Genomic DNA, 23,369 nt, shown 5'->3' on the forward strand with positions numbered 1-23,369 from the left:
GCGAAAGGGGCCCCCCTTCCGGAGAGCCCCTCACCTGCGTCGGGCCTGGGCCCGGGTCGCTAGAAGATTTCCTCGAGCCACTCGCGCATGCGGCCCTTGACCTTCTTGTACACGTTCTCCTCGCGGATGCGGAACATGCGCCGGTCCAGGTGCTTGGCACCGTAGACGACCAGGCCCACGCCCGTGGCGTACATGGGGCTCTTCACCACGTCCACCAACCCGCCGATGCCGCGAGGCATCCCCCGGCGCACCGGCAGCCCGAGCACCTCTTCCGCCAGCTCCGGCATGCCCGCCAGCAGCGTGGAGCCACCCGTAATCACCACGCCCGAGGCCAGCAGGTCCTCGTAGCCGCACTTCTGGATTTCGCGGTGGACGAGCTGGAAGATCTCCTCCACGCGCGGCTCGAGGATCTCGCAGAGGATCTGCCGCCCGAGCACGCGGGGCTGACGCCCCCCCACGCTGGGCACTTCGATGGTGTCGTCCTTGTTGATGAGCGACGCCAGCGCGCAGCCGTACTTCTGCTTGATGCGCTCCGCCTCGTGGGCCGGCGTGCGCAGGCCGATGGCGATGTCGCTCGTGAGGTTGTTGCCGCCCAACGCAATCACCGCCGTGTGGACGATGGAGCCGCCGGAGAAGATGGCGATGTCCGTCGTGCCGCCGCCGATGTCGACGAGGCACACGCCCAGCTCCTTCTCGTCCTCGCCCAGCACCGCCTCGGCGCTCGCCAGCGGCTGCAGCACGATGTCGGAGACGTTGAGCCCCGTGCGGTTGGCGCACTTGACGATGTTCTGCGCGCTCGACACGGCCCCGGTCACGATGTGGACCTTGGCCTCCAGGCGGACCCCCGCCATGCCCAGGGGCTCCTTGATGCCCCCCTGGTCGTCGATGATGAACTCCTGGGGCAGGACGTGGATGACCTCCCGGTCCAGCGGGATGGCCACCGCCTTCGCCGCGTCGATGACGCGCGCGATGTCCGCCTCGCGGACCTCCTTGTCCTTCACCGCCACGATGCCCTGGGAATTGAACCCCTTGATGTGGCCACCGGCGATGCCCGTGTAGACGTGCGAAATCTCCGCGCCCGCCATCAGCTCCGCCTCTTCGATCGCGCGGCGGATGGAGGAGACGGTCGCCTCGATGTTCACCACCACGCCCTTGCGCAGCCCCTTCGACGGATGCGTCCCGATACCGATGATGTCGATACCGCTGTCGGTCAGCTCCCCGACGATGGCGCAAATCTTCGTCGTGCCGATGTCGAGGCCGACAATGATCTCCCCCGACTTCTGCTTCGCCATGACAACCCTCCCAGGCCCCCCACTCTCGTGAAAGGGGCGTCCTCTTACTGCATCGACCCCCCGCTCCTCTCGGACGCGGAGTTCGAAAGCTTCACCGCCACCCAACCGGGCCGGGCCCGGTTATCCAGGTGAATGATCTCCGCTGCAAGCCCCCTGGCGCCCAGTTCGCGACGAACACGTGCCAGTCGCTGCAGCTTGACCTCGGAATCTCCTTCTCCCAGGCGCACTTCCTGGCCGGACGCGGCCACGAGCGTCACGTCGCGCGCCTCCAGGCGCACCTCGCTCAGCCGCTCCGCCTTGCCGGGCGACTGCTGGGCATAGGCCCGCGCCACCTCCAGCGCCTTGCGGAAGCGCTCGCGCGCCGCCGCCGGGTCCGCCACGTACCCCTCCCGATCCACCCCCGTCACCAGCGGCAGGTCCAACCCGTCGCCGGGCGTCACCCGCTTGAAGGGCTCGCCCTCCTCGTCCAGCACGTACAGCTCGCCCAGCACCGCCATCGCCTCGGGCACATGCTCGGTCACCGCCACCGAGACACGGTTGGGGAAGCGGCGCGTCACCTCCACCCGCTTCACCCACGGGTGCTGCAACATGGCCCGCTCCAGCGCCCCCGCATCCAACGTCCAGAGGTTCTGGCCCTTCGTCAAAGCCGCAAGCCTCAGCAGCTCCACCCGCGACGAGCGCTGCAGCCCGGAGAACGACACCGCCGCCAACCCGAACTGGGGCGACGACAACGCCCACGCCCTCGACGCCACCCCGCCCCACACCAACAACCCCGTCGCCAGCGTCAGCACCAGCACCTTCATCACGCCGGGCCCCTGCGAACGCACCACGCTCTTCACCGCCTCGTTGCGTTGGGCAGTGTCCTGACGGCGGCGGTTCTTGCTTCGACCAAAGGCCATGGTGAGTCCGGTGGATTCGCATGCTGCGCGCGGATGGATCCCCTGGCCAGTTTTTGGCTACAGCCACGTCGCTGTAGCGAGAACCGCACAGCGGGAAACCAGGGCATCCGCTCCCCTTGGAGCCCCCCGGCGAGGGGGCGCGGACCTTGATCCTCAAGCGCCTGAATTTCAAGGCCATTCTCGCCAGGGGATCCACGAGCCTCCGCCGGGCATGCCTGCACCCCGTGCGCCGCCAGCCCCACGCCGCTCCATCCCCGCGAGGACCTGACGCTCCGCGTCTTGGTCGGGTGGGAACGAAGGCGGAGCAACCGCCGATGCCGCTCGTTGGATGTTGGCTCGGGTTTCCCAGGATGGAGTGGATTCTCTGACCAGAACGGCCCGGAGTTGCCAGCGTCCCCCTGTGCGTGACGAGAACTCCCACCCGGGGTGCCTCCCGCATGGGCGGAAACCCCGGGCCCCGCGTCACGCCGTGCGGGAAGGCCCCCGCGGCCAGGCGCCACCGCCTCCGGCCGCCGGTTCTCGTAGCAGCCGCGGGCAACGGGCCCGCTCGGTGCGCACGCGCCGAACCCACGGACGGGTTCAGCGCGTGTGATGCGCAACGCCGGGGAAGGGCGACGCCCCCCCTTCCCCAACGGGCCCTCCAGGAGCGCTGGGGCTACCGGGGTTGGCGCGAGGACGCGCCGGCCTGGGTGTCGCGCGGCAGCTCGTTCAGGATGAGCAGTCCGCGCGAGGTGTCGACCACGTACACGTAGCCGTCGCCAGGCACGCGGATGCCGATGGCGCCTTCGAAGGCATCATCGGTGCGCTCCGGGTCCGTCTCGCGGTGGGTGTTGAAGTGGGCCACCTGCCGGGGCTTCGTGGGGTTGGCGACGTCCAGCACGCGCACGCCCTCCTGGTACCAGGTGATGTAGAGGCGGGTCCCCACCAGGAGGATGTTGTGGATGGAGACGGTGGGCCGGAGCTGGAACGCGCCGATCTTCACGATGTGCGCCGGGTCGGTGACGTCCAGCACGCGCAGGTGGGCGCCATGGTTCTCTCCACCCTCGAAGGCGATGGTGCGTCCGGCGAAGGTGCCCACCGCGTTGTGATGGGCGGTGGCGTTCGGATACGCGTAGGTCCCCAGCAACTTCATGTCGTTCGGGTTCTCGACGTCGACGACGTGGAGGCCGGACTTCTGGTGGCTGATGTAGAGCCGGCCCTGGTAGGCGAAGGCGTCATGGGGCGCGTCGTAGGTGTCCACCAGGGGGAACGAGAGGCGCTGGAGCAGTTGAGGCTCCAGCGGCTTGGACACGTCGAACACGAGCGTGTTGTTCGCGGGCCAGAGCCCCATGCCGTAGAGGCGGTCCCCGTCCACCAACACGGTGTGCACGGCCAAGGGGGCGCTGGAGGGCACGCGGCGCACGAGCTGCGGGTCCGCCGGGTTGGTGATGTCGTAGACGACGATGCCGGTGTCCTGGCTGGCGACGTACAACGCGTCCCCCTTGGTCCACACGCTGTTCCAGAGCTGGTCGTCGGGGAGGCTGATGACCTTCCTCAGCACGGGGTGACGGCGGTCCGTCACGTCGTAGATGGAGAGGCCGCCCGCCTTGCCCGGGCGGAGATAGGTGAGCGCGGAGACCACATAGGCGTGGTTCTTCGCGACGTAGATATCCACCGGGGTGCCCTGCGCGACGTACGTCTCCGACACGAGCTCGAGGCCGCCGGAGGACTCCTGCTCGCCCTCGCCCCACACCATGCGGTGGGCGTCCGCGGTGGCCCGCTCCGTCACCTTGCCGTTGGTGCACCGGACGAAGCAGCCCGTGAAGTAGCGGTTGCTGGGCGCCTCACACCCCGCCAACGTGAAGGTCACGCCTCCATCCCGGACGGGGATGGTGTGGCCGACGAGGAAGCTGTCCGAGCCCCGCTCATCGACGGTGATGGGCCGGTAGTAGAACGTGCTGGGGCCGCCGTCGCTGCGCAGGCCCATCGTCACGGTGTAATACGAACCCTCCACGCCGCCATCCTCCAGCGCGTGCTCCTCCCGCAGCCGCACCTGGTAGATGCCGTCCTTCTGGATGTTGGCGAGCGTCGAGCTGTCGCAGGCGGACATGTCGAAGATGCTCGGGTCGAAGCAGCCTCCCGCGGGGCTCTCGCCCATCTGAGGCAGGAGCGCGCAGCGCGAGAGCACACCCGGGTCACCGGTGCCGTCGCCCCGCTCCTCCAGCACGGTGTACGTGCCATCCCAGGGAGGCGTCCCGGCGTCGGGATCCCCCGCGTCGGGTGTGCCTGAATCGACGGGGACTCCGGCATCGGACGTGGACTGGGGCGAGTCGCGGCAACCTGGAGCCGTGGAGAGCAGCAGGCCCCAGGCCACGAAGGCCACCCAGGACGAGCGGGGGGAAGACAGGGACGGCATCGAGACCTCATGGAGGTGACGCCACGCGAGATTGCGGGCATCCCTATCAAGGAGGCTGCACCGCGACATCGCACGGCGCCCAAGAGCCCTTGCGCCGTGAAGGCGAAACAGACGCGCACCCAGGGAAACGCCGCGCCCCAGCCCCTCCTGGTTTCTCGTTTGCAAGTCGAGCAGCCCGCATTCCAGGCCCTCGACGGTGAGCAATGAAACAAGTTTTTCAGGACTTCAGCGACACGCCCTGATGGGGTCGTGTGCACAGTGCCGCGAGGTCGATGCCACGTCCCGTGGCGCGCCTCTGCGACAGCCAGGTCGTCCGACGACGCGGTCCTCGAAACCCGCCCGAGTCCGCGTCGTCTTCGGCCGACTCGCCTCGCTACAGTTCGACGACCGGGAGGTCGTCTCCCATCTCACGCCGTGCACCTCCGCGGTCCTTCGTATCTCCGAGCCCGAGCTGCCCCGAGCGGTTGGTGCCCCAGCACTTGACCCAGAGATCATCGAGGAGCGCGCACATGGCATGCGAGCCCGCGGCGACTCCCTTCACGGTCCGCCCCGCGCCGAGCTCCACCCGGGGCAACGACTCGCCCATCTGGCCCCGGCTCTCTCCACGACTCTTCGTGTCGCCGAGCCCGAGGATGCCGTCGTTGAACCCCCAGCACTTGAGGGTGTCGTCATCGAGGAGCGCGCACGTGTAGTAGTAGCCCAGGGAGATCGCCTTCGCGGTCCGCCCCGTGCCCAGGTCCACCGAGGGCAGCGCGTCGCCCATCTCGCCCGGGCCATCTCCGCGATCCGCCTTGTCGCCGAGCCCGAGACGACCATTCGTGTTGTTACCCCAGCACTTGACCGCGCCGTCATCGAGGATGGCGCACGTGTGGAGATTGCCGGCGGCGATGGCGGTCGCGGTGCGCCCCGCGCCGAGGTTCACCGAGGGCAACGCATCACCCATCTCGCCCAGACCCTCTCCGCGGTCCTCTTTGTCGCCGAGCCCGAGCTGGCCATACTCGTTGTTGCCCCAGCACTTGACCGCGCCGTCATCGAGGATGGCGCACGTGTGCGCACGGCCCGCGGCGATCGCCGTCGCGGTCCGCCCCGTCCCGAGGTCCACCGTGGGCAGCTCGTCCCCCATCGAACCCTGCGTATTCCCACGATTGGACTGGAATCCGAGCCCGAGCTGCCCGTCGACGTTGTAGCCCCAGCACTTGACGGCCCCTTCGTCGAGGAGCGCGCACGCGTGCTCGAGCCCCGTGGCGAGCGCCTTCGCGACCCGCCCCGTGCCCAGATCCACGGAGGGCAGCGCGTCATCCATCTCTCCGGGACCCTCTCCGCGGTTCGCCGTGTCGCCGAGCCCGAGCTGGCCATCGCTGTTGCGCCCCCAGCACTTGACGGTCCCCTCTTCGAGGAGCGCGCAGGTGAAGGCGTTGCCGGCGGAGAGCGTCGTCACCTTCTGCCCCGCGCCCAGGCCGACGAAGGGGAGCGCGGCGCCCATCTCATCAGGATCGTCCTCCAGGTTGTCTTCCCGCCCACTCCCGAGCGCGCCAAACGCGCCTGCGCCCCAGCACTTGACCCGTCCATCCGGGAAGAGCGCGCAGGCATGCGAGTCTCCAGCGAAGACCGCTTCGACCGGGGCCTCATTCGTCCGAGGAGGCTCGGGCCGCGGCTGCGGGGTGGGTTTGTCGTCTCCACACGCGACGAGGAGCAAGGAGCCGAGGAGAGCGGAGACTCGGATGATGGGGAGGAGTCCTGGAGTACGTTCGAAATACATTCATCCACCGTGAGCGAGAGAAGCTCCGGTGGAGGCAAATGATTGAATGTTTCACCAGCCCCCCCTCAGAGCAGACACACCACCCACCCCACGCGGAGGAATCCGGTTGGGGTGATGCCGTCATAACGGGGCCCGGTGGCGGAGGTCGCAACGCCCAACGAATCCATTCAGCGGGATGCCGCCAACCGCGCGGTGACCCGACCGGGGCCGGCGTGCCGTCCCAAATCCGGCTCAACACGCCACCGAGTTGCAATCCCAGATCCGGTCAGCGTCCGGCGGATTGACCGGATTCGGGATTGCGAGCGGCCACGCCTCCGGTGTGCCGGCCCAAAGCCGGTCAATGCCGCATGGGGGAATCAAGGCCACTCCACGCACCACGACGACACGCATGAGCGAGGCGCGTGACGGCAGCGAGTGCTCGCGCCGGCCAAGCAGGGGAAGCGTCACCCAGGGGTTCGCAGAGCCTCGACGTTCAGGTGCCTGCCCTCCTCCGCCCGCTCGACCCCGGGGATTCGGGGAGCGGGCGGAGGCGAGCGTCGAACCGAACCGGGCGCCCGCCGTACCCTCGCTGTCACGTGCCGGCCTCGGAGAGAGGCCCACGCGCCAGGACATGGCCGATGCGGCCCGTCAGGACTTGAGCGACGCGCCCAGCAGGAGCCGCTCGCACAGCGCCGGGAAGTCGATGCCACGCCCCGCGGCAATCTTGGGTAGCAGGCTGGTCGCCGTCATGCCCGGCAGCGTGTTGGTCTCCAGCAGGTACACGTCACCGCTCTCCGTGACGATGACGTCCGAGCGCGAGCCGCCCGCGCAGCCCAGCGCGCGGTGCGCGCCGAGGCACACCTCGTTCACCCGCGCGTACTGCTCCAGCGGCAGGGGCGCGGGGAAGAGGTACTGCGTCCCGGTGCCCGCCTTGTACTTCGCGTCGTAGTCGTAGAACTCGCGCGCGGCGCGGACCTCGATGACCCCCAGCGCCTCGTCGTCCAGGACGCCGCCCTGCACCTCGCGCCCCTTGATGAACTGCTCCACCAGCAGGGTGCCCGCGTACTTCGCGGCGTCCCGCACCGCGGCCTCGTAGTCGTCGCGCGTCTTGCAGATGTGGACGCCCACGCTGCTGCCCTCGCGGCTGGGCTTCACCACCACCGGGAACGGGAACGGCAGCGAGTCCTTCTCCGCCAGCGCCGAGGCCTCGTCGCGGAAGGCGCGGTAGGGCGGCGTGGGGATGCCGTGCGCGATGAAGATCTGCTTGGCGTAGACCTTGTCCATCCCCAGCGCCGAGGCCAGCACGCCGCTGCCCGTGTAGGGGATGAACATGGACTCCAGCAGCCCCTGGAGGCTGCCGTCCTCGCCGTAGCGGCCGTGTACCGCCAGCCACGCCACGTCCACCTTCTCCGCGGAGAGCCTCGCGGGCAGGTCCTTGCCCACGTCGATGTCCACCACGTCATAGCCCAGCGAGCGCAGCGCGCCCGACACGGCGGCGCCGGTGCGCAGGGACACCTCGCGCTCCGAGGACAGGCCGCCGAACAGCACGCCCACGCGCTTGGCGCGCAGTTCGTCCTTCGAGAAGGCACCGCGAATGGCACTCATGGCAGGAACACTCCCACGCGTTTGACTTCGGGTTTCATGTCCACGCCGGTCTCCTCGCGCACGCGCGTCTGCATCAGCGTCACGAGCCCCAGCACGTCCCGGGCGGTGGCCCCACCCAGGTTGACGATCCAATTGGCGTGCAGCATGGAGATCTGCGCGCGCCCCAGGGTGTGCCCCTTCAGGCCCACCTTTTCAATCAACCGCCCCGCATGGTCGCCCGGCGGGTTGGTGAACACGCTGCCGAAGTTGGGCTGGCTCAACGGCTGCGTGCGCTTGCGGTAGCCCAGGTCCGCGTCCATCACCGCCTTGGAGGCGACGAGGTCGCCCTTGGGCAGGAGGAAGCGCACCCGCGTCACCACGCCCCCCGCCGGCAGCTCCGAGTGCCGGTACGCATGGGGAATCTGCGCCTTCGTCAGCCACCCCACCCCGTCGGCCGTGGCGACCTCCACCGCCTCGATGACGCGGAAGGCCTCGCCGTTCTTCGTGCCGGCGTTCATGGACACCGCGCCGCCCAGCGTGCCGGGGATGCCCGCGAGGAACTCCGCCCCCACCAGCCCGTTGCCCCGCATCAGGTTCACGAGCTTCACGATGGCCGCGCCCGCGCCGAGCGTCACCCGCCCGTCCTCCGCGCCCAGCTCCACCTGCTCCGCGAACAGGTCTCCGGGCAGCTTCACCGTGAGGCCCGCGACGCCCCCATCGCCCACCAGCGTGTTGGCCCCGCCACCGAGGATGGACACCGGCACGCCCTCGTCCCGCGCCAGCTTCAGGAGCGCCACGAGCGCGTCGGGCGAGCGCGGACGCACCAGCGCCTCCGCCGCGCCTCCGACCCGCACGCTGATGAGCGGGGCGAGCGGCTCGCCCGGCTTCACCTCGCACCCCACCCACTCCGCGACGCGCCTGGCCAGCGCCGTCGTCACACCCACTTCCACCATGGCTGCTACCCCTTCGCCGGGGCGGAGCCATTCAGGAGCGACAGCAGCTCCGGCCCCACCTGGGTGATGTCACCGGCGCCCAGCGTCAGCACCAGGTCGCCTTCACGCAGTCGGGGTAGCAACTCTCGCGCCAGGTCCGTCCGCTTCGCCACGAAGGTGACGTCGCGGTGGCCATGCGCGCGGATGGCGTCCGCCAGCGCATCGCCGGTGGCGCCCGGAATCGGCTCCTCGCCAGCCGCGTAGACGTTGGAGACGAAGAGCACGTCCGCGTCGTTGAACGACGTGGTGAACTCCTTCATCAGGTCGTGTGTGCGGGTGTAGCGGTGCGGCTGGAAAGCCACAACCACGCGCCGGCCGAACGCACGCCGGGCGCCCGCGAGGGTGGCCTGCACCTCCGTGGGGTGGTGCCCGTAGTCGTCCACCACGGTGATTCCCCGGGCCTCGCCCTTCACGGTGAAGCGCCGCTGCACGCCGCCGAACTCCGCCAGCGCCGAGCGCACCGTCTCCAGGGGGATGTCCATCTCCTCCGCCACCGCGATGACCGCCAGCGCGTTGAAGGCGTTGTGCGCGCCCACCATGCGCACGCGGAACTCGCCCAGCGCCTCCTCGCGGCGGAACGCCTGGAAGGTCGTGGTGAAGCCGTCCAGGGTGATGCTCTCCAGGCGGTAGTCCGCCATGTGCGAGCTGCCGTAGGTGACGAAGCGCTTCTCGATGCGCGGCAGCAGCGCCTGGACGTTGGGGTTGTCCAGGCACAGCACGTTGAGGCCGTAGAACGGCACCCGGTTGCAGAACTCCACGAAGGCCGACTGGAGCACCTCCAGCGTGCCGTAGTGGTCCATGTGCTCCGGGTCGATGTTGGTGACGATGGAGATGGACGGGTGCAGCTTGAGGAAGCTGCCGTCGCTCTCGTCCGCCTCCACCACCATCAGCTCGCTCTTGCCCAGCTTGGCGTTGGAGTCGAGCACATTCACCTTACCGCCCACCACCGCCGTCGGGTCCAGGCCCGCGGCGCTCAGCACCGTGGCCACCATGGACGTGGTGGTGGTCTTCCCGTGGCTGCCCGCAACGGCGACGGCGTACTTCAGGCGCATCAGCTCCGCGAGCATCTCCGCGCGGGGGATGACCGGAATCTTGCGCTGGCGCGCGGTGATGACCTCCGGGTTGTCCTTGCGCACCGCGGAGGAGATGACCACCACGTCCGCCTCGACCAGGTTCTGCGCGCGGTGGCCTTCGTAGAGGGTCGCGCCCATGCGCGCGAGCCGCCGCGTGGTGTCGCTCTCCTTCAAGTCGGAGCCGGAGACGCGGTAGCCCAGGTTGAGCAGCACCTCGGCGATGCCGCTCATGCCGATGCCGCCGATGCCCACGAAGTGGACCTGCGCGGCGTGCCGCGTCTTGAAGAGACTGGGGGGCTTGTTGCGCGTCACGACTCGCTCCTGGGGGCCTTCTTCTGGTCGGGGGTGGCGCGCTCGCGGCCCGAGGGGCCCCACGTCTGCACCATCAGGTCCACACACACGTCCGCCAGCTCCTTGGCGGCCTCCGGACGGCCGAGCAGCGCCGCCTTCTTCTCCATGCCCTTGAGGCGCTCCGGGTGCGCCTTCAGCTCGCGCAGCGTGTCCGCCAGCTTCTGCCCCGTCAGCTCCGACTCGCGGAACATCAGCGCCGCGCCCGCGTCCACCAGCGCCCGCGCGTTGACCGCCTGGTGGTCGTCCGTGGCGTGGGGGAAGGGAATCAGGATGCTCGCCTTCTTACAGACGGTCAGCTCCGCGAGGGTCGTCGCGCCGGCGCGACAGATGACCAGGTCCGCCTTCGCGTACGCGCTGGACATGTCGTCGATGAACTCCACCACGTCCGCGGTGAAGCCCTTGGCCGCGTAGCCCTGGCGCACCATCTCCAGGTCGTTCTTGCCCGTCTGGTGCACGAAGCGCAGCCCGTCCTTGAGGTCGCCCAGCGCGTCGAGCGCCTCCAACATCCGCTGGTTGATGCCGCGCGCGCCCAGGCTGCCGCCGAAGACCAGGACGGAGAAGTTCTCGTGCGCCACGTGGCTGCGCAGGTAGTTGTCCATCAGCTTGCGGCGGATGGGGTTGCCGATGAGCTGGACCTTCTTCTCCGGGAAGAAGCGCCGCGCCTCCTCGAAGGCGATGAACACCACGCGCACCACCTTGCCCAGCACCTTGTTGGTGAAGCCCGGCAGCGCGTTCTGCTCCTGGATGGCGGTGGGAATCCCCATCAGCCACGCGGCGAGCACCACCGGACCGCTGGCGTAGCCCCCCACGCCCACCACCACGTCCGGCTTCTGCCGGGCGAGGATGCGGAAGGACTCGATGAAGGCCAGCGGCAGCGCGAACAGCGCCTTGATGAAGGCCAGCAAGCCCTTGCCCTTCAGGCCCTGCACCTTCACCAGCTCCAGCGGATAGCCCTCGCGCGGGACCACGCGCGCCTCCAGGCCCCGCTCCGTGCCCACGAAGACGACCTCGTTGGCGTGGTGCCGCGTGACGACCTCCTCCGCCAGGGCGATGCCCGGGAAGAGATGACCACCCGTGCCGCCTCCCGCGATGAGCACCTTCACGCCGCCACCTCCCTCAACTCCGATTGCCCCCGTGAGCCGCGCGCCGCCGGCTGAGCGCTGGCGCTCAGCGACAGCAGCACGCCCGCCGCGCCCATCAACACCACCAGCGACGTGCCGCCGTAGGAGACGAACGGCAGCGTCAGCCCCTTCGTGGGCAGCAGACCCATGGCCACGCACATGTTCACCGTCGCCTGGAAGGCGATGATGGAGGTGAAGCCCAGGCCCAGGTACGTGCCGAACGTCTCGCCCGCCGCGAGGCTCGCGCGCACGCCGCGCCACAGGACGATGCCGTACAGCAGCACCAGGAGCCCCACGCCAATCAACCCCGTCTCCTCCCCGAGGATGGAGAAGATGAAGTCGGTGTGCGCCTCCGGCAGGAAGAAGAGCTTCTGCCGCCCGTCGCCCAGGCCCAGGCCGGACACGCCGCCCGAGCCGATGGACATGAGCGACTCGGCCACCTGGTAGCCCACGTCGTGCCGGTGCGCCCACGGGTCGAGGAAGGCCAGGATGCGCTTCATGCGGTACGGGCTGGACGCGATGGCCACGTACGCCAGGGGCAGCGCCAACAGCACCGAGCCGACCAGGTAGCTCAGCTTGGCCCCGGCGGCGAACAGCAGGACGAACAGCATGAACACGAGGAGCACGCTGCTGCCGAAGTCCGGCTGGAGCATGCAAAGCATCACCAGGATGCCGCACAGCGCCAGGTGCGGGAGGAAGCCCACGGAGAACGTCGCCACCTTCTCGCGCTTCTTCGCGAGCGAGTAGGACAGGTAGACCACCCAGGCGAACTTGGCGACCTCCGCGGGCTGGAGGCTGAAGCCCGGCAGGCGGATCCACCGGCGCGCGCCGCCCGCCGTGGAGCCGATGCCGGGGATGGCCACCAGCACCAGCAGGACGATGGCCGCCAGGAGCAGCGGATAGGCCCAGCGCGCCAGCTTGCGCCAGCCCACCTTCATCGCCACCGCCATGACCACCAGCCCCATGCAGGCCGCGGTGAGCTGACGCTTGAGGAAGTACAGGCTGTCGCCGAGCTTGTCCTGCGCCAGCACGGCGCTCGCCGAATACACCATCACCAGCCCCAGCGTGACGAGGGCCAGCACGGCACACAACAGCAGGGGGTCGAACCGCACCGGAGCGGCCGACGGAGGAGAGGTCTTCATGCCGTCACAGCGCTCCCACCAGGCGCTTGAAGCTGTCGCCCCGGTCCTCGAAGTTCTTGAACTGATCGTACGACGCGCACGCGGGCGACAGGAGCACCGTGTCACCCGCCTTCGCCAACTCCCGCGCCTTCGTCACCGCTCCGGCCAGCGTCCCGCACGCATGCACCGCCGCCTGCCCCTCGTACGCCTGGGCGAGCAGCGGCGCGTCCTGACCGATGGTGAGCACGCCCTTCACCTTCCCCAGGCCCGCCTCCACCATGGGCGCGTACGGGGCGCCCTTGCCCTTGCCGCCGGCGATGAGCCACACGTCGCCCGGGAAGGCGCGCAGCGCCACCAGCACCGAGTCCACGTTGGTGGCCTTCGAGTCGTTCACCCACTCCACCCCGTCGAGCACCCGCACGCTCTCCAGGCGGTGCGGCAGCCCCGGGTAGCCGTCCAGCCCCGCCTGCACCGCCTCCGCGGGGACGCCCCCCAGCCGCGCCAGCAGCGTGGCCGCCATGGCGTTCTGCGCGTTGTGCGCGCCCCGCAGCGCGCGGTTCGTCAGCCGGTAGCGCTCGCCGTTGAAGTCCAGCCGGAAGCCGCCCTCCTCCGCCACCGCGAGCCCCGCGAGCCCCGGCGCGTCCGCCACCGGTCGGCCCGTGACGCTGAAGCCATACACCGGCCCTCGCGCCTGGCGCGCCAGCCCCAGCACGTGGGCGTCGTCCGCGTTCACCACCGCGAAGTCCGTCGCCCGCTGGTGGTGGAAGATGCGGGCCTTGGCCTCGCCGTACTCCACGTGGCTCGCGTACCGGTCGATATGGTCCGGCGTCAGGTTGAGGATGGCCGCGCCGCGCGGGCGCAGCGAGGTGATGCCCTCGAGCTGGAAGCTGGACAGCTCCACCACCAGCGCGTCCCAGTCCCGGGGCGACAGGGCCGCCTCGCTGAAGGGCCGGCCCAGGTTGCCGCCCACGAAGGTGCGCTGGTCGCCGCGCGCGAACAGCTCGCCGGTGAGCGCCGTGGTGGTGCTCTTCCCGTTGGTGCCGGTGATGCCGAACAGCGGCACCGACTCCAGCGAGCGCCAGGCCAGCTCCACCTCGCCCCACACGGGGATGCCCGCGGCCCGGGCCGCCTTCAGCTCCGGCAGCGCCAGCGGCACGCCGGGGCTCACCACCACCAGCGCCTGTGACGCCAGCAACCCCGGAGGACACGCGCCCGTGACGAGCGTGGCGCCCAGCGACTTCACCTCGCGGGCCACGTCCCCCAGGGCGTCCTCGCCCCGGGCGTCGAGCGCCGTCACCTGGGCGCCCTGCTGGCGAAGAAGGCGCAGTGCCGCCACGCCGCTCTTCGCGAGCCCGTAAACCAGCACCTTCTGCCCGGACAGCGCGAACGTCATGGAAGAGCCACCCCCTGCGACTCAGCGCAGCTTGAGGGACAGGAGCGCCACGCCACCACAGAGGATGGAGACGATCCAGAAACGGACGATGATCTTCGGCTCGGCCAGCCCCTTGAGCTCGAAGTGATGGTGGACGGGCGCCATCTTGAAGACGCGCTTTCCCGTCATCTTGAAGGAGGCCACCTGAATCATCACGCTCAGGGCCTCCGCGAAGAAGATGCCGTGGATGATGGCGGAGACGACCTCGTTCTTGGACAGCACCGCCAGCCCGCCCAGGGCCCCGCCCAGCGCCAGGGAGCCGATGTCGCCCATGAAGACGGAGGCCGGGTAGGTGTTGAACCAGAGGAAGGAGATGCCCGCGCCCACGATGGCGGCGCAGAAGACGGCCAGCTCCGCGCCCCCCGGCACCTGGAGGATGCCCAGGTACTGGTAGAGCGGCGTGGCCACCAGCTTCGGGACGCCCCCCACCATCACCGAGTCCGCGATGCTCAGCGTGGTGCCCGCCACGTAGCAGAGCACGGCGAACGTAATCGCGGAGACGATGGTGGGGACGATGGCCAGCCCGTCCAGGCCGTCCGTGAGGTTGACGGCGTTGGAGGTGCCCACGACGACCACCCACGCGAAGACGACGTAGAACCACCCCAGGTCCAGGTTGAACCAGTGGGTGGGGACGAAGGGCAGCGTCAGCCGCGTGTCGATGAGCAGCGTGGGCCCGAAGGAGCCGTCCGCGTGGGTCCAGGTCGTCAGCAGGCCGAACACGGCGACCAGGTAGAAGAAGGTCTGCAGCACCATCTTCTTGCGCCCGGCCAGGCCCTTGGAGTTGCGCTTGGACAGCTTGAGCCAGTCGTCCAGGAAGCCGATGGAGCCGTAGCCGAACGTCAGGAGCAGCACCACCCAGACGGGGCGGCTCTTCAGGTCCGCGAACAGCAGCGTGCCCGCCGCGATGCAGATGAGGATGAGCGCGCCCCCCATCGTGGGCGTGCCCTTCTTCTTCTGGTGCGAGTCCGGCGTGTCCTCGCGCACGTTGCTCTGCCCGTGCTGCGTCAGGCGCAGCCGCGCGATGAGGCGCGGTCCGACGAGCATCCCCAGCACCAGGGCGAAGACGCCCGCGGCGATGATGCGGAAGGTGGGGTAGCGCAGGAAGTTGAGGATACGGCCTGCGTCCGTGCTCTGGATGAGCTCGTAGAGCAGATACAGCACTAGTGGCTTCCTCCGGAGGGCGCGGCGGCGCCCGTCAGCGCGGCCACCACCCGCTCCAGCCGCATGCCGCGGCTGGCCTTCACCAGCACCACGTCCCCCGGACGCAGCCTGGGCGACAGCCAGGCCACCAGCGGCTCCACTTCCGTGAAGTGCGCCGCCGCGTCGCCCAGCTTCGCGGACTCCAACCCCCGCGCGGAGCGCGGGCCGAAGAACGCGACGAGCGCGGCCCGGGAGGCGACGAGCCCGCCCAGCTTCGCGTGCTCCTCCAGCTCGCCCGGGCCCAGCTCCAGCATGTCGCCCAGCACCGCCACCGCGCGCCCACCCTCGGGCACCAGCGTGCCCAGGGTCTCCAGCGCCGCCTCCATGGAGGCCGGGTTGGCGTTGTAGCAATCGTCGATGACCGTCACCCCGCCCCGCCCGTCCAGCACGTTGAGGCGCCGCGCGTAGGGCCGCGCCGCCTCCAGGCCCCGCACGCACTCCTCCGGCGTGTAGCCCAGCGCCAGCGCCACCGCGAAGGCCGCCGTCGCGTTCTGCGCGTTGTGCGGCCCGATGAAGTGCAACGTCACCGGCCACTCGCGGCCCAGGTGCCGCACCGTGGCCACCATGCCCTCGCGGCCCAGCGTCCGCACCGCCACCAGCCGCACGTCCGCCGCCTCCGAGCGGCCGAAGGTCAGCTTGTTGGCGTGGCTGTCCGCCGCCTGCCCGGGGATGAGCGCGTCGTCCACGTTGACGACGATGGTGGTGCCCGCCCCCATCTCCCTGAACATCTCGCCCTCCGCCCGGGCCACGCCCTCCAGGCTGCCCAGGCCCTCCAGGTGCTCGGGCTGCACCACGGTGATGACGCCCGCGTCGGGCTGCACCACGCGGGTGAGCCGCTCGATTTCACCCGGCTGGTTCATCCCCACCTCGATGACCGCCGCCACGTGCTGGGGCTCCAGCCGGAACAGCGTCAGGGGGACGCCCACCTCGTTGTTGAAGTTGCCCTCCGTCTTCAGCGCCGGGCCGCGCGTGGCGAGGATGGCGCCCACCATCTCCTTGGTGGTCGTCTTCCCGTTGGAGCCCCCCACCGCGCAGACGGGGATGCGGAAGCGCTGCCGGTGGTGACGCCCCAGCGCGCCCAGCGCGCGCAGGGTGTCGTCGACCTCGTAGAGCACGAAGCCGTCCGGCAGCGCGGGCAGGGCCCTGCCCCGGGCCACCACCGCCCCCGTGGCGCCGCCCTTGGCGGCGGCATCCACGAAGGCGTGGGCGTCGAAGCGCTCACCCACCAGCGCCACGAAGAGACAGCCCGCGCAGAGCGCCCGCGTGTCGGTGCAGACGGCCGCGAAGGCGGCCGGGGCCGGGCCGCCACGCCGGGTCGCCCCGGTCGCCTGCACCACCTCATCGTCGCTGAATCGAGCTGCCATAGGGGTGTGGGGCGCCGGCGCCCGTGGGACTCCTGCTCAGGGCGTACGGCTCGCGAGCGCCTTGGCGGCCACCTCGCGGTCGTCGAAGTTGAGCTTCTCCTTGCCGACCTGCTGATAGGTCTCGTGGCCCTTGCCCGCGATGAGGACGACGTCGTCGCCCGTCGCCAGGCCGATGGCCTGCTCGATGGCGGCGCGACGGTCCGCGTCCACCAGGTAGCCCTTCTCGCCGGACTTCGCCTTGCCCGCGGAGATGCGGCGCAGGCCGCCCTTCTCCAGGCCCGGCGTCACCTGGCCGATGATCTCGTCCGGGTCCTCCGTGCGCGGGTTGTCGCTGGTGATGACGGCCAGGTCCGCGGCCTCCGCGGCCACCGAGCCCATCAGCGGGCGCTTGCCCTTGTCGCGGTCGCCGCCGCAGCCGAAGACCACGATGACGCGGCCCTTGGCCAGCGCCCGGGACGCCTCCAGCGCGCGCTTGAGCGCGTCGTCCGTGTGCGCGTAGTCCACCAGCACCGCGGGGGCGCCGCTGGGGCCGTAGTTCTCCACGCGCTCCATGCGGCCGGCCACCGGCGTCATGCGCTCGATGCCCTCCTGCACCTCGCGCCGGGAGAAGCCCGCGCCCAGGCCGATGCCCGCCGCCAGGAGGATGTTCTCCAGGTTGTGGGGCCCGAGCAGCTTGCTCTTGAGCGGGATGTCACCGGCGGGCGTCTTCAGCGTGCCCTTGATGCCGCCCAGCGTGAAGTTCACGTCCGCGGCGGAGATCTCCCCGTTGCCCAGGCGGGAGAACTTCCACGCCATGCGCTTCTGGCCGCGCAGTTCGTTGTAGATGCGGCTGGCGTACGTGTCGTCGCCGTTGACCACGGCCACGCCCGTGGCGGACAGGTTCTCCGCGAAGAGCTTCCGCTTGGACTGGAAGTAGTCCTCCATGTCCTTGTGGTAGTCGAGGTGGTCGCGGCTCAGGTTGGTGAAGCCCGCGGCCTTGAAGGTGAGCCCGTGCACGCGCTCCTGCGCGAGCGCGTGGCTGGACACCTCCATCACCACCGTCTCCACGCCCGCGTCCACCATCTCCCGGAAGATGCGGTGCAGCTCCAGCGCATCCGGGGTGGTGTTCGCCGTGCTCACCGTGCGGCCGCCGAACTTGTAGCCCAGCGTGCCGATGACCCCCGTGGACGCGTACGCCGCGGTGCTCATCGCCTCCAGCAGATACGAGGTGGTCGTCTTCCCGTTGGTCCCGGTGACGCCCAGCAGCGTGAGCTTGTCTGCCGGACGACCGTGGAAGTTGGCGGCGATGAGCGCCAGCGCCTTGCGCGCGCTGCCCACCTTGAAGAAGGGCACCTGCGAGGAAGGAACGGGCCGCTCGGAGACCACCGCCACCGCGCCGCGCGACACGGCCTCTCCGATGAACTGGGCACCATCCTCCTTGGTGCCGGGAATGGCGACGAAGAGGTCGCCAGGCTTCACATGCCGCGAGTCCTGGGTCACACCGGTGACGTCGACCGCGGAACGACCACCCGAGGTCTGCTCGGCACCACACCCTGCGAGGACATCCGTCAGCTTCATCTCTTCCCCTTCACACGCATTGCAAGCGCGGGGCCTGGAGCGGGCGCGGCCTCATTGCCGCGTGGCAAGCTCCAGCGTCACCCGGGCCCCCTTCTCCACCAGTGAGCCGGCGGCGGGGGTTTGAGACACCACTCGTCCACTTCCCAATACCTGTGGCTCCAACGCCGCGGCGAGCAGCTTCACCACGGCCTCACGGCCGACGGAACCCTGGACGTCCGGCACACGCACCGTGCCGGGTTCCGGGGCCTCCGTGACCGCGTCCTCCAACGCCGGCCGGGCGGGCTCGGAGGCCTTGGAGGCCACCGGCTTCGCCGCGACAGGCGTGACGGACGCGGCGGCCACGGCCCCTCCGGGTGCCACCGTCCGGGACGGGGGCACGGCCAGATGGGCCATGGCGGCGGTCGCAATTTCCTTGAAAGCAGGGGCAGCCACGAACCCCCCGTACACGTCCGTCTTGGGTTCGTCCACCACCACGAGGATGACCACGCGTGGATCCTCGGCTGGCACGACACCCACGAAGGAAGCAATCCGCTTGTCGGAGTACCCCCGGGCGACCGGGTCCGCCTTCTGGGCGGTGCCCGTCTTGCCGGCCACCCGGTACTCCTCCATGGCGGCGCGGGTGGCGGTGCCTCCCTTGACCACCACGCTCTCGAGCATGCCCACGACGTCCCGGGCCACCTTGGCGGACACGGCCCGGCGGACCTCCGTGGGGCGGTTCTCCAGCAGCACCACCCCGTCCGGGTCCACGACCTTGGACACGAGGTAGGGCCGCATCAGCACGCCGTCGTTGGCCAGCGCGCCGTAGGCGGCGGCAATCTGGACGGCGGTGGCCGTCATGCCCTGGCCGAAGGACTGGGTGGCCAGGGAAATCTCCGCCTTGGGGAAGGGGATGACGCCGCGCCCCTCGCCGGGCAGCGCCAGGCCGGTGCGCTCGGCGAAGCCGAAGGCGTGGTAGCCGGCGACCGTCTTCTCCCGGCCCAGCTCCTGGGCGATCTTCGCCATGCAGATGTTGGAGGAGACCTGGAGGATGCCGCGGGGCGCCAGCCAACCGTAGGAGCCGTGGTCGTTGACCACGTGCCGGCCGATGCGCCACGCGCCGTTCTCGCAGAAGAAGGTGCTGTCGGCGGTGATGGCCTTCTGGTCCATGGCGGCGGCCACCACGAAGGGCTTCATCGTGGAGCCCGGCTCGAAGGTGTCCAGGGCGGCGCGGTTGCGCATGCCCGCACGGGAGCTGGACTCCGGGGTGTTGGGGTTGAAGCGGGGGTAGTTGGCCACGGCCAGCAGCTCGCCCGTCTTCGGGTCCAGCACCACCGCCATGCCGGCGACGCCCCTGGCGTCCTCCACGGCCTTGGAGAGCGACTTCTCCGCGACGTACTGGAGGTGCCGGTCGAGCGTCAGCGTGACGGCCGCGCCCTGGCGCTCCAGCGGATCCATGGCGCCCTGGACCATCAGCTTGCGGCCCTTGGCGTCGCGGAAGCCGGACATCCGCGAGTTCTGTCCGGACAGCTCGTCCTCGAAGGCCAGCTCCAGGCCCTCCAGGCCCTTGCTGTCCATACCCACCATGCCCACCACGTGGGCGCCCAGCTCGCGCTGCGGATAGAAGCGCTTGGGCTCCTTGGTGAAGCCCAGCCCGGGGAGCCCCAGGGCCTGGATGGCGGCGACCTCCGCGGGCTTGGCCTGGCGCTTGACCCAGGCGAAGCGCTTGGCGCGCGTGAGGCGGGCGAGCAGCTCGTCCGCGTCCACCTTCAGGGCCTTGGCCATGGCGCGCGACGCCTGCTTCACGTCGGGCAGGAGGGACGGGTCCACCCAGATGGAGTCCACCTCCACGCTCTGGGCCAGCGGGGTGCCGCGCCGGTCGAAGATGTCGCCGCGGCGGGCGGGGATTTCAATCTGGCGGACGTACTGGTCCTGCGCCATGCCGCGCAGCTTCTCCTGCTCGAAGACCTGCAACTGCACGGCACGACCGAAGGCGACCCCCAGCAGCATCAGGAACAGCCCGAACAGCAGCCGTACCCGCAGCTTCAGCCACTTCGCGTTGGGCTCGGGGGCCCGGGTCGCCTTGAAGTCCCTCACCGGGCCGCGCCTCCACGCCCGGCCACGCGCACGCCCGGCTTCTCCGCGGGGGCGCTGGCGGAGGCGCTGGCGCGCGAGGGGGCGTCCGCGGACAGCGACACCACCGCGCTGCCGGCGGGCATGGCCATGCCCAACTGCTCACGGGCCACGCGCTCCAGGCGGCCCGGGGCCTTGAGGGTGGCCAGCTCCAGCTTCAGGCGGTCGTTCTCCCGGGTGAGGCTGCGGCTCTCCGCCTCCGCGCGCGACAGGCGGTAGCCCATGTCCACCACCATGACACGGCTGGTGACGTGGAGGATGCCCACCGCGGCGAACAAGGTGAAGAGGAGCACGGCCGGCAGCAGGTGCAACAGCACCCCCGTCACCGACACGGAGCCACGCAGCGAGGACGCCTTGCTCATCGCACTTTCTCCACCACGCGCAGGTGCGCGCTTCGAGAGCGGGGGTTGGCCTCCACCTCTTCCTCCGAGGCGGCCACGGCCTTCTTCGTCAGCACCTGGAAGTCGCCCACGCTCTTGCAGACGCACACGGGCAGGCCGGGCGGGCAGGTGCACTGCCCCGCCAGCGCGCGGAAGGCGTCCTTCACCCGCCGGTCCTCCAGCGAATGGAAGGAGATGACGGCGGCGCGGCCGCCCACCTTGAGGAGCGCGGGCAGCGCGGCGAGCAGCGTGTCCAGCGACTCCAGCTCCGCGTTGACGGCCATGCGCAGGGCCTGGAACGTGCGGGTGGCGACGTGGATGCGGGTGGGCCACGCCTTGCGCGGCACCGCGCGCTTGACGACCTCCGCGGCCTCCAGCGTCCGGGTGGGGAGCGCGCGCTTGAGCTCGCGGGCGATGGGCCGCGCGAAGGGCTCCTCGCCGTACTCCTTGAGGATGCGCGCCAGCTCCGCCTCGTCGGTGGTGGCGATGAGCTCCGCGGCGGTGGGACCGTCCGGCCCCATGCGCATGTCCAGCGGGCCGTCCTTGTTGAAGGAGAAGCCGCGCTCGGCCACGTCGAGCTGCGGGGAGGACACGCCCAGGTCCACCAGCACACCGTCCACGGGGAGCAGGTCCGCCGCCACGCGGGACAGGTCCGCGAAGTTGCCCTGGCGGGGCTGGAAGCGGGGGTTGCCCCCCACGCGGGCGGTCGCGGCGGCGAGCGCCACCGGGTCGCGGTCCACGCCCACCACGGACGCGCCCCCGGCCAGGAGCGCCTCCGTGTGGCCACCACCCCCCAGTGTGCCGTCGATGATCACCTTGCCCGCTCCCGGCCGAAGCAGCTCCACTGCCTCACGCAGAAGGACCGTCTGGTGCTGGAAGTCCAAGTCCCCCACGAGCACTCAGACGAAGGGAGCCCGCGCGAGCGCGAAGGAGGCGCGGGCGTCGTTCATGTGCGGGTAGATTTCGAAGGCGTCGTGCGCGCCCGCGGCCCGGAAGATGGCCGCCAGGTACGGCGACAGCCCGGACAGCTTCAGGTCGCCGCCGGTGCGGCGGAAGGCCTCGGCGCGCGCCATCAGCGGCCTGACGCCCTTGTAGTTGAGGTGGCCCACGTCGGACAGGTCCACCACCACCTGGCGCAGCCCGCGCTGCATGCGCCGGGTGAGGTCGTCGCACAGCTCCAGCAGGTCCTGCTCGCTCAGCTCGCCCTCGAGCATCAGCGTCTCCACGCGGTCGGCTCCCGCCAACACGCTCGCCGCCCTTCGCCGAACCTCCAGAACCTGATTCATACGCTTGCCACCCTCCTGGCACTGCCTGCTTCTGTCGACTTTCCGGCTACGGATGCCGCAGCTCGGAGAGCACCTTCATCACGTCCGCGGAGGCCGCCTCCTGGCGGGCCTCTTCCTGGGCCTTGGCCCACCCCTCGCGGCTCCAGAGCTCGATGACCTTCACCATCCCCGCCCACACCACGTCCTTCTCCAGCCCCGCGTAGGAGCGCAGCGACGGGGGAATCAAGAGCCGCCCCAGCCGGTCCAACGGGCACTCCTGGGCGCTGGCCACGTACAGGCGCATCAGCGTCTTCACCCCGGGCTCCATGGGATTGCGACGGGCGAGCGAGGCCTCCAGCGCCTCCCACTCCCGGACCGGATACGCGTGGAGGCACCGGTCCAGCGCCGTCGTGACGATGAGCCGCTCGTCGTACGCCCCCACCAGCGTCTCCCGGAGCTTCGCCGGGAGGCTGGTCCGCCCCTTCGCGTCGATCTGGTGCTCATAGACGCCTCGGAACACGGGGGACGATCCACCTTTTCAGCCCACTAGGGGATGAAGCTCCACTCCTTCCCACTTCTTGCCACTACCGGGCGGCATTCATACGCGGCCCCCCAGGGGGGGTCAAGAAAGCGCAACAGGCTGGAACACCCCGCCGGTGGGTCCCTGACATCCAGACAGGCCGTCACACCTGGAAGGTCAGGTGTTTGCCGCGTCACAACGTCCTACCCATGGCGCTGGGGTAAACTTGAGCTCCCCCCTGGAAGAGCGCAGAGTGTCAGTCGCGTGAACACGAACGTGCGACTGAAAGTGGCCTATCAGAGCCCACAGTCCCTGGTGGGGGAGTACACGCGCAGCGTGGGTCAAGGCGGAGTCACGCTGGAGACCCGCCGCAAGCTGCCCCTGGGGACCCGCTTCACCTTCGAGCTTCACGCCCGGGGTGTGCCCCGGCCCGTGGAGGTCCACGGCGAGGTGGTGCAGGTCCAACCCCAGCAGCGGGAGCAGGGGTATCTGCTGACCGTGCGCTATGGGGCGGGCGAGGATCGCAGCGCGCTGGACGCGATGATCCAACGCATCTTCTCCGTCCAGGAGCGGGAGGGGCTGCGGCGCTTCCCGCGGCTGCCCCTGCACCTGCGCGCGGTGGAGGCGGCCCCGTTCGCGCCGGGCTTCCTGGTCCGGGACATCTCCCGGGGCGGCGTGGGGCTGGAGGTGCAGTCGGCCACCCTCCCCCGCCACGTCCGCGTGGGCACGCCCTTCCTCCTGGAGATGGACCTCACGGAAGGGGCGCTGCTCCTGCACGGGGAGGTCGTGTGGACCTCGTCGGTGCCCCGGAAGAACAGCAATACGGTGACGCCGGGGTTGGGCGCCACCTTCGGGCGGCTGCGGCCGGAGATGCAGCGCCGGCTGGACGCGCTGCTCGCGCTGGAGTCGCTGCCCCCCGCGCCCTGGAAGGCGCGGGTGAGCTTCGGGATGGACGCCGTCACGCGGATGCCGTGAC

Annotated in this window: 19 protein-coding genes and 1 pseudogene; 1 reads left to right on the plus strand and 19 read right to left on the minus strand. The window is 70.2% G+C overall.

Annotated elements, in window-relative coordinates; genetic code table 11:
* Positions 1-59 precede the first annotated feature (59 nt).
* The 19 genes and pseudogenes from ftsA to mraZ all read right to left on the minus strand — a co-directional run bounded on the left by ftsA (position 60) and on the right by mraZ (position 22,393).
* Positions 60-1,292, minus strand: a complete 1,233-nt coding sequence (gene ftsA, locus LZ198_RS08790) for a cell division protein FtsA (protein WP_046715495.1) — start codon at positions 1,290-1,292, stop codon at positions 60-62.
* A 44-nt stretch (positions 1,293-1,336) separates the two neighbouring features.
* The gene (locus LZ198_RS08795) at positions 1,337-2,191 is read right to left on the minus strand and encodes a cell division protein FtsQ/DivIB (RefSeq protein WP_253971439.1); all 855 of its coding nucleotides are present in this window, start codon (positions 2,189-2,191) and stop codon (positions 1,337-1,339) included.
* A gap of 655 nt (positions 2,192-2,846) precedes the next feature.
* The gene (locus LZ198_RS08800) at positions 2,847-4,586 is read right to left on the minus strand and encodes an LVIVD repeat-containing protein (protein WP_253971440.1); all 1,740 of its coding nucleotides are present in this window, start codon (positions 4,584-4,586) and stop codon (positions 2,847-2,849) included.
* 373 nt (positions 4,587-4,959) lie between these two features.
* Positions 4,960-6,069, minus strand: coding sequence for an RCC1 domain-containing protein (locus tag LZ198_RS08805; protein WP_253971441.1), 1,110 nt, complete (start codon positions 6,067-6,069; stop codon positions 4,960-4,962).
* A gap of 60 nt (positions 6,070-6,129) precedes the next feature.
* Positions 6,130-6,345: pseudogene (locus LZ198_RS43625) on the minus strand (hypothetical protein); the annotation flags it as partial.
* 627 nt (positions 6,346-6,972) lie between these two features.
* Positions 6,973-7,929 (minus strand): D-alanine--D-alanine ligase, encoded by a 957-nt coding sequence (locus LZ198_RS08810; protein ID WP_253971442.1) that lies wholly within the window; start codon positions 7,927-7,929, stop codon positions 6,973-6,975.
* Complete coding sequence (murB, locus tag LZ198_RS08815) at positions 7,926-8,861, minus strand: UDP-N-acetylmuramate dehydrogenase (RefSeq protein ID WP_253971443.1); 936 nt, start codon at positions 8,859-8,861, stop codon at positions 7,926-7,928. The genes LZ198_RS08810 and murB overlap by 4 nt, the downstream gene beginning before the upstream one ends.
* A gap of 5 nt (positions 8,862-8,866) precedes the next feature.
* Positions 8,867-10,285, minus strand: coding sequence for a UDP-N-acetylmuramate--L-alanine ligase (gene murC / locus LZ198_RS08820; protein WP_323382181.1), 1,419 nt, complete (start codon positions 10,283-10,285; stop codon positions 8,867-8,869).
* Positions 10,282-11,427 carry an undecaprenyldiphospho-muramoylpentapeptide beta-N-acetylglucosaminyltransferase gene (gene murG / locus LZ198_RS08825; protein ID WP_253971444.1) on the minus strand — a complete coding sequence of 382 codons (1,146 nt, stop codon included), beginning with the start codon at positions 11,425-11,427 and terminating at the stop codon, positions 10,282-10,284. The genes murC and murG overlap by 4 nt, the downstream gene beginning before the upstream one ends.
* Positions 11,424-12,587 (minus strand): putative lipid II flippase FtsW, encoded by a 1,164-nt coding sequence (gene ftsW, locus LZ198_RS08830; protein ID WP_253971445.1) that lies wholly within the window; start codon positions 12,585-12,587, stop codon positions 11,424-11,426. Before ftsW ends, murG begins: the two co-directional genes overlap by 4 nt.
* Before the next feature lie 4 nt (positions 12,588-12,591).
* On the minus strand, positions 12,592-13,959 hold the full coding sequence (murD, locus tag LZ198_RS08835) for a UDP-N-acetylmuramoyl-L-alanine--D-glutamate ligase (protein ID WP_253971446.1): 1,368 nt from the start codon (positions 13,957-13,959) through the stop codon (positions 12,592-12,594).
* Positions 13,960-13,980: 21 nt separating this feature from the next.
* Positions 13,981-15,159: a phospho-N-acetylmuramoyl-pentapeptide-transferase gene (gene mraY / locus LZ198_RS08840; protein WP_253971447.1), complete on the minus strand. Its 1,179-nt coding sequence runs from the start codon at positions 15,157-15,159 to the stop codon at positions 13,981-13,983.
* Entirely contained in the window at positions 15,159-16,562 is a 1,404-nt protein-coding gene (locus tag LZ198_RS08845; RefSeq protein ID WP_253971448.1) for a UDP-N-acetylmuramoyl-tripeptide--D-alanyl-D-alanine ligase, read from the minus strand. The genes mraY and LZ198_RS08845 overlap by 1 nt, the downstream gene beginning before the upstream one ends.
* Before the next feature lie 36 nt (positions 16,563-16,598).
* Complete coding sequence (locus LZ198_RS08850; RefSeq protein ID WP_253971449.1) at positions 16,599-18,119, minus strand: UDP-N-acetylmuramoyl-L-alanyl-D-glutamate--2,6-diaminopimelate ligase; 1,521 nt, start codon at positions 18,117-18,119, stop codon at positions 16,599-16,601.
* Positions 18,120-18,170: 51 nt separating this feature from the next.
* Positions 18,171-20,192, minus strand: a complete 2,022-nt coding sequence (locus tag LZ198_RS08855; protein WP_253971450.1) for a penicillin-binding protein — start codon at positions 20,190-20,192, stop codon at positions 18,171-18,173.
* A complete protein-coding gene (ftsL, locus tag LZ198_RS08860) occupies positions 20,189-20,590 on the minus strand; it encodes a cell division protein FtsL (protein WP_253971451.1) in 402 nt (133 codons plus the stop codon). The genes LZ198_RS08855 and ftsL overlap by 4 nt, the downstream gene beginning before the upstream one ends.
* Positions 20,587-21,501: a 16S rRNA (cytosine(1402)-N(4))-methyltransferase RsmH gene (gene rsmH, locus LZ198_RS08865; protein WP_253971452.1), complete on the minus strand. Its 915-nt coding sequence runs from the start codon at positions 21,499-21,501 to the stop codon at positions 20,587-20,589. The genes ftsL and rsmH overlap by 4 nt, the downstream gene beginning before the upstream one ends.
* A gap of 6 nt (positions 21,502-21,507) precedes the next feature.
* Positions 21,508-21,894 (minus strand): STAS domain-containing protein, encoded by a 387-nt coding sequence (locus LZ198_RS08870; protein WP_253971453.1) that lies wholly within the window; start codon positions 21,892-21,894, stop codon positions 21,508-21,510.
* 46 nt (positions 21,895-21,940) lie between these two features.
* On the minus strand, positions 21,941-22,393 hold the full coding sequence (gene mraZ / locus LZ198_RS08875; protein WP_253971454.1) for a division/cell wall cluster transcriptional repressor MraZ: 453 nt from the start codon (positions 22,391-22,393) through the stop codon (positions 21,941-21,943).
* 264 nt (positions 22,394-22,657) lie between these two features.
* Here mraZ and LZ198_RS08880 point away from each other — a divergent pair, with 264 nt between their 5' ends.
* On the plus strand, positions 22,658-23,368 hold the full coding sequence (locus LZ198_RS08880) for a PilZ domain-containing protein (RefSeq protein ID WP_407667387.1): 711 nt from the start codon (positions 22,658-22,660) through the stop codon (positions 23,366-23,368).
* Position 23,369: the final 1 nt, after the last annotated feature.

Origin of the sequence: Myxococcus dinghuensis (assembly GCF_024198235.1) — a bacterium.
Taxonomy (GTDB): domain Bacteria; phylum Myxococcota; class Myxococcia; order Myxococcales; family Myxococcaceae; genus Myxococcus; species Myxococcus dinghuensis.